This is a genomic window from Snodgrassella sp. W6238H11 (assembly GCF_016100525.1).
GTDB lineage: Bacteria > Pseudomonadota > Gammaproteobacteria > Burkholderiales > Neisseriaceae > Snodgrassella > Snodgrassella alvi.
In genome coordinates this window covers 21,990-35,799 of the sequence record NZ_JACFSH010000007.1, presented here as the reverse complement: position 1 = coordinate 35,799, position 13,810 = coordinate 21,990, and the positions used below count along the sequence as shown (strand labels likewise).

The 13,810-nt window shown below is 42.3% G+C and carries 6 protein-coding genes; all 6 read left to right on the top strand.

Translation table 11 applies throughout. The annotated features are described in order from the left end of the window. Positions 1–95 precede the first annotated feature (95 nt). Positions 96–749: a YiiX/YebB-like N1pC/P60 family cysteine hydrolase gene (locus tag H3V00_RS10260; RefSeq protein WP_198207940.1), complete on the top strand. Its 654-nt coding sequence runs from the start codon at positions 96–98 to the stop codon at positions 747–749. 555 nt (positions 750–1,304) lie between these two features. After that, positions 1,305–1,943: an AzlC family ABC transporter permease gene (locus tag H3V00_RS10255; RefSeq protein WP_198207985.1), complete on the top strand. Its 639-nt coding sequence runs from the start codon at positions 1,305–1,307 to the stop codon at positions 1,941–1,943. Next, the gene (locus H3V00_RS10250; protein ID WP_041880102.1) at positions 1,936–2,238 is read left to right on the top strand and encodes an AzlD family protein; all 303 of its coding nucleotides are present in this window, start codon (positions 1,936–1,938) and stop codon (positions 2,236–2,238) included. The genes H3V00_RS10255 and H3V00_RS10250 overlap by 8 nt, the downstream gene beginning before the upstream one ends. A 341-nt stretch (positions 2,239–2,579) precedes the next feature. Next, positions 2,580–3,179, top strand: a complete 600-nt coding sequence (locus tag H3V00_RS10245; protein WP_037475083.1) for a nitroreductase family protein — start codon at positions 2,580–2,582, stop codon at positions 3,177–3,179. Positions 3,180–3,741: 562 nt separating this feature from the next. After that, positions 3,742–5,442, top strand: a complete 1,701-nt coding sequence (locus H3V00_RS10240; RefSeq protein ID WP_232335989.1) for a ShlB/FhaC/HecB family hemolysin secretion/activation protein — start codon at positions 3,742–3,744, stop codon at positions 5,440–5,442. Positions 5,443–5,507: 65 nt separating this feature from the next. Then, the gene (locus H3V00_RS10235) at positions 5,508–13,571 is read left to right on the top strand and encodes a hemagglutinin repeat-containing protein (protein WP_198207944.1); all 8,064 of its coding nucleotides are present in this window, start codon (positions 5,508–5,510) and stop codon (positions 13,569–13,571) included. The last annotated feature ends 239 nt before the right edge of the window (positions 13,572–13,810 follow it).

Sequence of the window (13,810 nt, the reverse complement as noted above, 5' to 3'; positions counted from 1 at the left end):
AAGCGTACTTTACAGCCTAAATTCTATAAAAACTGGTTAATCAATGTATATGCAGTATAATTAATCATTATTTACTAATAAGATATGGTTTGTACATGAATAAAAAAACTATCCGTTTATTGCTGGCTCTGGTGTGCAGTTTATTTTTCAGCCTGAATGTCTATGCCCAAAAATCCTTTAAACCACAAAATGGTGATCTTATTTTTCTGGAAAATTGTGACGGCGGTATGAATAGTGCCATTAAGGCTGCTACCAGTGGTCTGACCGGATACAATTTTACTCATGTCGGAATTGTCTGGCAGAAAAACCCAAATCAGTATTTTGTTATTGAAGCCACCACTCCTGAAGTCCGTATCACATCACTGAAAACATATCTGCATCCCAAAAAAAAATGTCAGCCGCGAGCAGTAGTGGGCAGATTGAAAGCACCGTATCAGGCACTGATTCCTTCTGCTCTGATTTATGCACAGCAAAAAGTAGGTAAAAAATACGATGATGCCTTTGATATCACCAACGATCAGTTTTACTGTTCTGAGCTGATTTATCAGATATTCAAGGAAGCCAACAACGGGCAGGAAGTATTCCCATTACGCGCAATGACCTTTAAGTCTAAAGATACTGGTGAATTTCCTGATTACTGGGTAAAACATTTCCAGAAAATGGGTATTCCGATACCTGAGGGTCAGCCTGGAAATAATCCGGGCGATATGTCCCGCTCTGATTTAATTGATATTGTTCATTACTATTAGTTATTAACCAACAGACCGGCATTAATTATGCTGGTCTGTTTCATTATAGAAACTAAACTTTATCCGGCACATACCAAATTAACCAATCACTAATCATGAGTCAGATAAACGGATTAATACAGATATCCGTACTATTCCTGAATAATGAAAACTAATAGCATCAAAAAATTTTATACCGAGTTAGCTGTCTTATATTTATGATTAGCAAAATGACAAATGTATTTTTAAAGAAAGAAATTTATATATCAATTCAGCATCATTTTATTAATAGAATAGAAAAGCGAATAGATAAAATAATCGAATTGTAATTAACTTGCATAAAAAATTCAGAAATAGAATATTATTATTGCATAAAATTATTTATTTGTACCGAGTTCACCCGCTTAAGCTGTATTTCATTATCTATATTGGTATTTTATGTTTACGTTGTGTAAATATCCTCTTTATAATACACAACATTCAATTTACACCTGAAAGCACTAAACAGTGTCATCGTCTGCTGTATTACAATCAGGACAGGAATTTAAAAGAGGGTTGATTACCGCTTTGCCGGTTATGCTGAGTTTTATTCCGTTTTCACTGGTGTTAGGTGCGCAGGCAATTCAAAAAGGAATGCGTACCGGTGAAATTTCACTGCTTACTGCGGTAAACTTTGCCGGTGGTTCCGAATTTGTAGCGGTTAATTTGTGGACTTCACCCCCGCATTTAATCTTAATTGCTTTAATGACACTACTGGTAAACAGTCGCCATATTCTGATGAGTGCGGCACTGACACCTTATCTAAAAGATCTGCCCAGACGAAAAGTATTATCTGCGCTGTTTTTAATGTGTGACGAAAGCTGGGCACTGGCATTTACTGATGCGAAAAACGCACCAAAGCAGAAATTCAGCTATTATTTTTATCTTGGTGCCGGCATAGGTCTGTATGTCGTCTGGGTCGGATTCACAACTGTGGGTGCACTTATCGGACCGGTTATTGGCGATGTTACTCATTACGGTTTTGATATGGCCTTTGTGGCAGTGTTTCTGGTTTTACTCAAAGGAATGTGGAAAGGTTTTACTGCAGCTCTTCCATGGCTGGTGAGCCTGCTGGCGGCGATTGCCGGTTATCTTTTTCTGCCTGATGCATGGTATGTATTACTGGGTACAATATCCGGCTTAACTGTAGCTTTTATCATGGCAGCGTATGATTGATTTATCAGCTTTACTCACTATTCTGGCCATGGCGGTAGTTACTTACATCACCCGAATCAGTGGTTATCTGTTATTACGCAATCGTGAGCTTAGTCCGCGCCTGACTAAAGTTCTTGAATCCATCCCCGGCTGTGTTCTGATTGCTGTAATCGCTCCTGCCTTTGCCACAACCAATCCGGCTAATCTTTTAGCCGTTATCATCACAATATTACTGGCGTGGCGATTTTCATTGTTACCAACAGTGGTGTTCAGTATCGCTATTACGGCTTTTCTGCGTCACTATCTGCTCAGCTAAATACCGCATATTCCTGACCCAATAACAGTAATAATTTCTAAAAATATATTAAAAACAGTCTGTTTGATAGCGCAAATCTGGCATTTCATGGAAATAAAAAATCAATTCCTGTAAGGAAATGCTGTGTAACAACGACTTCAAACCGGCGCAATTATCATCAATTCCGATTTATTTTGTTTGTTATGTTCTGTTTTTTAAGAAAATAAAATTTATTAATATCTTAAATGAATAATTTTTGTACTGATAAACAGGGCTGGGTAGACTTAAATTTTTCCGCTAGTATATCAATGTATGTTGGAGTTAATTTATTAATTTAATTGCATAATGATAAAGGAAAGAGCATGAATAATACATTAATAGAAGCCATTGAAAAACGTCGTACCCAGTATGCACTCGGCAGAAATATTACTCAGGCACAGGAAGAAATAACTGCTTTAATAGAAGAAGCCATTAAACTGTCTCCGTCAGCTTTTAATTCGCAAAGTTCACGTGCTGTAATCCTGTTTGGTCAGCAAAGTGAAAAATTTTGGCATATTGTCATGAATGAATTGCGTATCATAGTACCTGCAGACAAATTTGCCCCCACAGAAGCCAAAATTAATAGTTTTGCGGCTGGTGTCGGTACCATATTATTTTATGAAGATCAGCAAATCATCACCAGCCTGCAACAGCAATATCCCAACTATGCTGAGCAGTTTCCTGTCTGGTCGGAACAGGGAAGCGGTATTGCCCAGTTTGCAGTCTGGTCTGCTCTGGCAAATGCCGGCATCGGCGCCAGCCTGCAACACTATAACCCTTTGCCGGATGCGGCAGCTGCTAAAGAATGGCAGATACCAGAAAGCTGGAAGCTGCGTGCAATGATGCCTTTTGGTTCCAATGAAGCACCTTTCCCTGAAAAAAGCTTTATTGATGATACGGAGCGATTTAAAGTATTTTACTGAATTAGATAAGATATTTGCATAAAATAAATTCCGAAATGCTGCCGGCCGGATCAGAATATCTCTGATCCGGTTAGATTTTTATCGATTTTTCGCTTCGGAATGATAATTTTAGCCCTTTTTGAACAATTAGAACTAATATTGCTTTTTTATTATAATAAAAAAATAAAATTTTAAGATTTTAAATAAATCAATTTATTATTGATTATAAAATAAAAATTTAGACATAAAAAAGCTAATACTGTATTTTGATAAAAAGTTTATATCTGAGAACTTTTAGATAACACATAAATTTTAATTAAATTCAAAAAAATAATATAAAAACAAATATTTATATAATATTTAATATCGATTTAATGCATACCTCTATAAAAAATATTATTACTGCTAAAATAATATTGCATATTTATGTAAATGATTTTGGAATATTTAAATTTGTAATTAACTTTTACTAACGTTAATATTAACCATTATTAACATTCATTAAGCATAAATGCGTATAAAAAACCTAGTTTTATTGTTAAATCTATTAGGAATAAGCCTGTTACAAGCCAATGCAGCATCAATGAACGAAGTGGCTGAACAGATAGATAAGAGACTACAGCAGCAGATTATTCGCGAGCAGCAGCGTCAACAGCAATTCCAGCAGCAAATGCAGCCTGATGTAAACGTACATTTGCAGCCTGCGGAAGAAAATCTGTCTGGAACAGGTAAACTGATAACAGATGAAACTCCCTGTTTTGCTATCCAGGACATCAGTTTGGTCGGAGAAGATGCAGGTCATTTTCAGTTTGCCCTGAAAAAAGCTCTTCGTCAGAGTCAGTTTACGCCCGGTATGTGTTTGGGCGGAGAAGCGATAAATCAGATTATGACTCTGGCACAAAATGCCGTTATAGAACGTGGCTATACCACTACCCGTATTCTGGCCAGTCCGCAAGATATTAATAGAGGGCAGCTACAGCTGAGTGTTATTGCCGGACGGGTTCATGCTATTCGTTATAATATGGATGATTCTGCTTCCAAACATGTTGGTCGTATTCGCCATATTCAGAATGAATTTCCGGTCAGAGTCGGTGATATTCTGAATTTACGTGCACTGGAGCAAGGGCTTGAAAATCTTCGCCGGGTTCCGACTGCCGAAGCCGATATTCAGATTGTACCGGCAGAAGAGCCCAATCAGAGTGATATAGTAATAAGCTGGTCTCAGCGTACCATTCCATTGCGTTTAAGTTTCAATATAGATGATTCCGGCAGTCATTCAACCGGACGTTATCAAGGGGGTGTCACCCTATCGGTAGATAATCCTCTTGGATTAAGTGATTTATTCTACATCAACTACAATCATGATCTAGGCAGCAAAGACAGCTATTTCGACAGTGATGGCAATCGTACCGGCAGTGGTACACACGGCTATGCTCTGCATTACTCAGTTCCTTTCGGTAACTGGCAGATTGCCTTCAACCGCAATCATTACCGCTATCATCAGGCAATAGCAGGTTATAACGAAAACTACGATTACAGTGGTAACAGTGACAATACCGATCTGGGTTTAAGCCGTATGCTTTACCGCAACAGCCATCGCAAAATCGATGTTACTGCTAAGGTATGGAAACGCGAATCGCATAATTTTATTAACGATGCCGAAATTGAAGTTCAGCAGCGTCATACTGCAGGCTGGGCTGTCAATCTGAATCATCAGGAATATATCGGTAATGCCGTCGTCAATCTGGGGCTGGGCTATAAGCGTGGTACTGGCGCGGATAACAGTTTGCGTGCACCTGAAGAAGAATTTGGTGAAGGTACTTCACGCATGAAAATCATTACCGTAGATGCCGGTTTATTGTGGCCGTTCACGCTGGGTAATCAGCAGTTAAGCTATGACAGCTCCTTTCACGGACAGTGGAACAAAACACCATTAATTACCCAGGATCAGCTTTCCATTGGCGGCCGTTACACCGTGCGTGGTTTTGATGGCGAAGTTACCTTGATGGGTGAGCGCGGCTGGTATTGGAATAATAACCTGAACTGGCAATACAAAGGCCGCCATCAGGTATATCTCGGACTTGATGTCGGCCACGTTTCCGAGCCGTCAACTGAAATGCAGCTGGGAAAAACACTGGCTGGAGCAGTTATCGGCTTTAAAGGACAAATCAAAGCCGGCGGACAATGGTATTACGACATCTTTGCCGGTAAACCAATATACAAACCGCAATACTTCCGTACGGACAGAACCAATGTCGGCTTCAGTCTTAATTATTCAATGTAAATTGTTAAAGAAACAAAAAATGGCTATGAATTAAAGATATAAAGCCAGATTTAAGAGGATTAATTATGAACAAAAACCGTTATAAAATCATATTCAATAAAAAAAGAGGCATGCTGGTAGCTGTAGCAGAAAACACCACTCGCGAAGGTAAAAGCACAGCCGACCGCAGCAGCAGTAACAGCATTACCGGCAGCCTGCTGGCCAAACTGCCATTAATCACCGGGTCTATCCTGTTAGGACTGGGCTTATGCGTACTGACCGGTAACGGAGCCATTGCGGCCGACATTCACGCAGATACATCTGCACCTAAGAATCAGCAGCCCACCATATTACAAACTGCCAATGGTGTACCACAGATAAATATTCAGACTCCAAGTAAAGGCGGCGTGTCCGTCAATCAGTACCGGCAGCTGGATGTAAATCAAAAAGGTGTCATCCTCAACAATAGCCGTAAAAGCGTTCAGACACAGCAGGCCGGCTGGGTACAGGGCAATCCCTGGCTGGCCAGAGGCGAAGCCAGAGTTATCGTGAACCAGATTAATAGCAGCAACCCCAGCCGGATTAACGGCTACATCGAAGTAGCCGGTAAACGTGCCGAAGTTATCATGGCAAACCCTGCCGGAATCAATGTTAACGGAGGCGGCTTTATTAATGCTGCCGGTGTAACACTGACTACCGGCAAACCCATACTCAATAATGGTAGTCTGGATGGTTTTCAGGTACGTGAAGGCAATATCAGCATCAACGGACAGGGGCTGGATAGTCGGGGTAGTGATTACACCAATATCTTGACCAAAGCTGCTCAAATCAATGCCGGCATCTGGGCAAATAATCTCAATATTATTGCCGGCAGCAACGATATTACTTCGCAGGGAGCAATTACGCCCAGCTATCCGGCTGAGAACTCAGCTCTAAACCAGGTAGCCATAGACAGTGGCAAACTGGCTGGTATGTACGCAGGTAAAATCACACTCGTCAGCAACGACAAAGGTGTCGGCATTAATAATGCCGGTCAGATATTTGCCGGAGCAGGTGGCGTACAGATTAGTGCCGATGGCAAACTGAGTAATAGCGGCAGTATCATTGCTGCTGATAAGAGCAGTGTTGGCGCAGATAGTGCTACAGCCGCCATCAAAGCTGACAGTATCAGCAACAGCGGTACTGTCTCCAGCCTGGGTAAACTGCAATTACAGAGCCGGCAGCTAGACAACAGTGGTTTAATTACCAGTGCTGACGAACTGAATATCCGTAACCGGCAACAACTGGATAATCAGGGAGAAATCAACGGTGGCCGTCTGGATATCATCAGTGACAGCCTTCATAACCGTAACGGCAAAATTATCCAGAGCGGTTTGCAGGCGTTGAGTCTGGAAACAGATAAACTAAGCAACGAAAACAACGGTCTGATTGGCTATGCACCAGCAGAAAGCAGCACAGAACCAGCCCCTGACAAACTGGCTAACACCGGAGAACCGTCAGACAGCAATACCAGCAAAACCAATCCACCAAGCAGTGCAACAGCAACAGGTCAGACCAAATCTGCGCTCAGCCAGCCTAAACAGTTTGCAGCCGGACAAATCATCAGCCGGCAGGAAATTATCAATGATAACGGGCAGATTATAGGTAACGGCGGCATCGATCTTAATGCTCATAACGGATTGAGTAACCACGCTAATCTACATCTGAATCACCTTCAGGTAAGCGGAGATTTGCTGGATAATACTCAGGGCAAACTGATTGTCAGACAGGCACAAATCAAAACTGACCGGCTGGATAACCGGCAGGGTGAAATCAGCGGCAGCGAGCAGTTACAGTACGCAGGAAAAGCACTGGATAACCGCCATGGTCGTATCCAGTCAGCCGGACAGATAGAAATTAACAGCGCAGAAACAAATAATAGCAATAGCGGCGTAATAGCAGCCCAGAACAAATTGCAGCTTAATAGCAGCAGCTACATTGATAACAGCAATGCCGGGCAGTTGTGGAGCGGCGGTCAGACAGAGCTGGAAACAGACAGTCTGAACAACAGCAGCGGAGCGATAGACAGTAACAGCCTGAGGATAAATGCAGCAAATCTGAATAACCGGCAGGGTGCTGTCCGCAGCATAGCTGATCAGCAACTGAAGATACAAAATCAGACAGATAATCGTGACGGACAAATTGGCAGCAATGGTCAGCTGACTATTTATGCTAAAAGCATAGAAAACAGCAATGGTAAAATCAGTGCCGGTAAACAGGCAGATATATACAGTAGCGAATTAAACAATCAGCAGGGTTCAATAGATGCAGAAGCCATCCGGATTAGCAGTAATAATCTGAATAACAAACAAGGCGCTATACGTGCCAATGAAAAAATCGATGCCGTAATTAACCAGTCTCTCGTTAATCAGCAGGGGCAGATAAGCGCTCTTAAAGACATATCAATTAGCGGTAACGGCACTGATAACAGTGGCAATAATCTCCATGTAGATAATAGCGATAATGGCCGGATTATTGCCGGACAGAATCTTAGTTTGCATGCAAAAAATCTCAACAACCAAAGTATTATTGCTGCCGGGAATGATGCAGATATTGCGCTGATTGATGATTTCAGCATTGATACAGATCTGAGTGCCGGTCATAACCTGAGTATCAGCAGTCAGGGAAATATCAGTAATAGCCATACCGTAACCGGTGGCAATAGCGTAATTATCAAAGCGGCGAACATCAGTAACCAGACCAATGGGATTATTCAGAGTAACAGCCATACCGAACTGAACGCAGCTGACAGTATTACTAATCGCGGTCTGCTCAATAGTAACGGTACTACACTGATACAGTCGGGCAGCAACATCAACAACATCGGTACCGGCCGTATTTATGGTAATCATGTGGCTATTGGTACTCATAACTTGTTTAATCAGGAAGAAAACACCGGTACCGAAACCAAAGCGGCAGTGGTAGCAGCCAGAAATCGTCTGGATATTGGTGCTTCCAATATCATAAATCAAGAGCATGCTCTGTTATCCAGCGAAGGTGATATTGCTATCGGAGGCATTCTGAATGAGCAGCATCAGGCCAGTGGTATGGCAGACAGCCTCATTAACAGCAGTGCACGGATAGAAGCGCAGGGTAATGGCAATATTGCAGTTAAACAATTGAAAAATCAAAATAATCACTTTAGCGTAGAAGAATATCTGGAGAGCAGTAAGAAAATTCATCAGTATCAGGAGAAAGGTAACCCTGAAATCTGGGTAGATGGTGTAGACGGTAAATATAAAGAAGAAAGAAAAAAAATCAGTTTTACCTTTAATGATAAAAGCAAGAAAGTATGGAAAAAATATTCAGTATCAAAACTGCACTGGTGGGATTTCAAGCGTGATATTTATAAACAGAAAGTAACTGAAACTCAGCCCGGAGAAATTATTATAGGCGGAGATTTAACCGTCAGTGGTGAACACTGGCTTAATGACAACAGCCATATTATCGTTGGTGGCACCTTGCAGAGTACAGATAATCTGAATCTGGAGAACAAAGAAACCAAAGGCCGGCAGCGAGTAGAAGAGCATGGAATAGAGGGTGGCTATAAGTATGTGAACTCAATCACGTCAAAGGGAAAAATTAAAACGAATGGAGAAACCTCGTATAACAAAACTATCATCAGCAGCCATGAGTTTGATACTCCGGTCAGTGTAGTGCAGCAACACACCAGCACAGGAACCAATCAGGCACATGCAGAGCAGGTTCAAAGCAATAACCAGCTACAGCAGCAAGATAAGGCACAGACACAGTTAAACAGTCACAACCAGAACATACAGACCCTCAGTGATTACACTACCAAACTGCCTAACAACAGCCTTTATCATATCAGTCCGGACAATAGCGGCTATCTGGTAGAAACTGATCCGGCCTTTACCAACATGAGAAAATGGCTGGGCAGTGATTATATGCTCAGCGCTCTGGGGCAGAATCCCGAGAACATGCAAAAACGGCTTGGTGACGGCTACTATGAACAGCGGCTGATTAACGAGCAGATAGCTAAACTGACCGGTTACCGTTATCTCGAAGGCTACAGCGATAATGAAGAGCAATATAAAGCACTGATGAATGCCGGTATCGCATATGCACAAAAATTTAACCTGACACCGGGAATAGACCTGAGCCCTGAGCAAATGGCGCAACTGACAAGTAACATCGTGTGGATGGTCAGCCAGACCGTCACTCTGGCAGATGGCAGCCAGCAGACAGTACTCGTACCTAAAGTTTACCTGATGGTTCACAGCGGAGATGTCAATGACAACGGCAGTCTCATCAGCGCCCGCAATATTAACCTGCAAAATAGCGGTAATATAAATAATCAGGGCACCATAGCTGGTCAGAATATTACCAGTATCGGTGCACAGAATATCAGCAACAGCGGTACTATCAGTGGCAGTAAAGTTGGTCTCACTGCCAAAGAGAACATTGACTTTAATGGCGGAGTGGCCACAGGTAAAGATCTGCTTAGTCTGAAAGCCGATAAAATCAACCTCAGCAGCACTACCGTCAGCTATGGAGATGAACATAATGGCGGCACCATTATTGACCGCACCGCAGGATTATATGTCACTGGTGAAAAAGACAGTGTTCTTAGTGTGGCCGGTATACACGGTATTACCAGTCACGGTGCCGGCATTACCAATACAGCTGAGAATGGTATTACTCAGCTTAGCTCCGGAGAGGGCACTATCGATCTTAATACAGTGACCACTGCAACCAATATGGCTTCAGGCAGCCGCAGCGATAAAAATCACTGGATAAACCGTTATCAGAATGAAACCGGTACCAGCATCAATGCCATCGGCGACATTAACATACTTTCCGGAGAGCAACTCAATATCAGGCAGGGTGACATCAACAGCCTGCAGGGTAATATCAACCTTTATGGTAAAAACGGCGTTAATATCAGCGAAGGACGCCAGCAAACCGAGATGGATCATTCTACATATATTAAATCCAGCGGTCTGTTGTCGAAAAAAACCAGTCTTGATCAGTATCAGGCCGACCATGATGAAGCTGTATCCAGTAATATTACCGGAGCTTTAATCAACATCAGCAGCGATAAAGACATTAATATCCGTGGTAGCAACGTCATCTCTGATTTCGGTACCATTATGCAGGCGGGTAACGATATCAGCATCAGCGCCGCAGAAAATCATTATGCTGATCGTCAGTATCACAAAGATACTAAATCCGGTCTGATGGGCAGCGGCGGTATCGGCTTCACTATCGGTAAACAGAAAGAAACTGACGATACCACCAGTAAATCTCTTGTTCACAGCGGCAGCAGCATCGGCAGCCTGTACGGAGATACCGTTATCATTGCGGATAATCACTACAACCAGACCGGCAGCAGCGTGAGCACACCTGCAGGCAATGTAACCATAGCGGCTAAAGATATAAATATTGCAGCTGCGCAAGATAAACATAACCGAGACAATATTCATACTTTTGAAAAGAGCGGACTCACCGTTGCTGTCAACGTACCTGTAGTGAATGCCATTCAGACTGCGAATACTGCTATTAACCGCGTAGGTAAAAGTAAAAATGACCGCGTCAATGCCATGGCTGCCTTCAATGCCGGTATGGATACTTACAAAGCAGGCGAAGCCTTGAACAAACTTGGCAGCAATCCGCAATCAGCTGCACAAAATGTCAGTGTCAGCATAACCGTCGGTCAGCAGAAGAGTCGTAGTGAAAATCACATAAAAGATACCGTGGCCTCTGCCAGTCAGATTAATGCCGGCGGAACAGTCAATTTACTGGCAACAGGCGCAGGCAAAGACTCTAATATCAATATCATCGGATCAGATGTGGCAGGCAGCAGAGGCACCCATTTACAGGCAGATAACGAAATTAACCTGCTTGCAGCCGAACAAAGCCACAGCGAGCGCAGCAGTAATAAATCCAGCGGCTGGAATGCCGGAGTGGCTATCAGCTATGGCTCTGGTGGCACATCTCTGGGTGTTACAGCCGGGGGCAATCTGGGTAAAGGCCATGGTAACGGAGACGAAACCAGCTACCGGAACAGCCATGTCGGCAGTAGCAGCGGCAGTACCAGCCTCAGCAGTGGCGGTGCTACCAACATCATAGGTGCACAGGTAATCGGTAAAGGCGTGAGTATAGATGCAGCCGAGCTGAACATAGCCAGCCTGCAGGACAAAGCAAAATATGACAGTAAACAGGAGAATATCAGCGGACAGGTCACTGTAGGCTACGGTGCATCGGGATCGGCCAGCTACAGCAAGAGCAAAATCAAAGCCGATTATGCCGGAGTAACCGAACAAAGCGGCATCATAGCCGGAGATGATGGCTATCAGATTAAAGTCAAAGGCAATACAGATCTGAAAGGAGCCATCATTACCTCTGCCAGTGCCGCAGAAGCAGCAGGTAAAAACAGCCTGATTACCGGCAGTCTTACCAGCAGTGACATCAAAAATCACAGCGATTACAGTGGCAGCAGCATTGGAATAGGTGCCAGTGGTAACTATCACGGAGGTTGGGATAATTCCAGCATAAACAACCAAACAGGGGAGAGTGTCAGCAACGTCAAAGGAACGGTTGGCTATGGTAGTGACAGTGGTCATACCAGCAGTATTACCCACAGCGGTATTAATACCGGCAATATCATCATCACTGATGAAGCAGCGCAGCAGCAGAAAACCGGCAAAACCGTAGCAGAAACCATAGCAGCCATCCATACTGATATCAGCAGCGAAGATTATGCTGATAAGGCCGGATATCTGCATAATAACTTTGATAAAGATAAGGTACAGAAAGAGCTGGATTTACAGCGTGAAATCAGTCAGGAATTCAGCGATAACATGCAGACAGCCTCTGCTATGATAAATAGTAAAAAAGATGCCCTTAAAGAAAAACTGAAAAATGAAGCACTGAGTCCGGAAGAACGTGAAAAATATGAAAAAGAACTGTCGCAGTGGAATGCCGGCGGATTACTGTTAAATGCGATAGGAGCAGGCCTGTCCGCCCCGACTAACAGTATAGGAGGGATAGTGGCAGCCACAGCCAGCCCGATAGTTTCATATCAGATAGGACAGTACTTTAAAGGAAAAGATGCAGAAGGCAGCACTGCGCATCTGGTGGCGCACGCAGTAGTAGGAGCAGCAGTAGCGGCAGCAGGAGGAAATAATGCACTGGCTGGCGGACTGGCTGCGGCAGGATCAGAAGCTCTGGCACCGGTAGTATCGAAATGGCTGTATGGCAAAGAATCAAAAGATTTAACTGCAGATGAAAAAGCCACGGTTTCATCAATCATAGGGCTGGCCGGAGCAGCAACAGGAGCGGCAGTAGGCGGCAGTATGGCTGATGTAGCACAGGGAAATCAGGCCGGGCATACGGCAGTAGATAATAATTATCTAACAGCTCAAGACTGGAAAAACTATAAAAATAAAATTTCTGCTTGTGGTGGAGATAATGCACATAAATTAAGGTGCTATAAGAAAGCACAAGAAGAGTTGTATGCAGAAAGTAAGAAAAAAAATGTAGAATTAATGTCAGCTTGTTCTGAAGATTTACAGTTAGAAAGATGTAAAAAATTAATATTAGAAGCAGATAAATCAAGAATTATCACCTCGAAAGTATTGGCTTCTTTTAGTAAACCTAATTTTGCAATGCCATCAGCAAGTTTTATTAATTATTATGATATACCATGGGCTAGTAATCCCAGTATTCATTTTTGGGTTGCTTCAATAGATTTATCTGCATTTGGATTAAGTTCTAATACACAATTAGTAGTAAATAATGTAACAGGAGATATATTTTTCGGGTATAGCTCCGGCCCTACTACGGAAGTATCAAAACCATCAGTTGGTGCTTCCCTATCTTTTGGAAGAATTGTAAGTAAATTAGAAAGTATTGACCAAGCTAAATTGGGTAAAGTGATTACTGATACTTTAACAGGTACATCTGTTGGTGGTAATATTTGTGGGTATTATATTTGTTCTGGTGTGAGTAAAACCCCCAATACAATAGAAAATGGAAAGGAAAAATCAGGTAAAGTAACAATTCAATTGGGTGTAGGTACCGGATTTTCCTCTCGTTCTGGTAGTGCCCAAGCAGCAAATATGATAAAAATTGGAAGAATTAAATAAGCTCTTTAAATGTAAATAACAGAGTATTAGAACAAGTATAAATAAAAGCTATTTATACTTGTTCTGTTATGTTTGTTTTTATAATAAAAAGTATTTTGAAGTGTAACAGATCAATCAATTATGTATTATTGTAATAATGTTAAAATAGTTTTTATTATATATTTTAAATTACTACGTCTGCTGAAAGTTTATAAATGAGTAATATCAATATACTATGGAAAGGATATAAGAAAAGGATT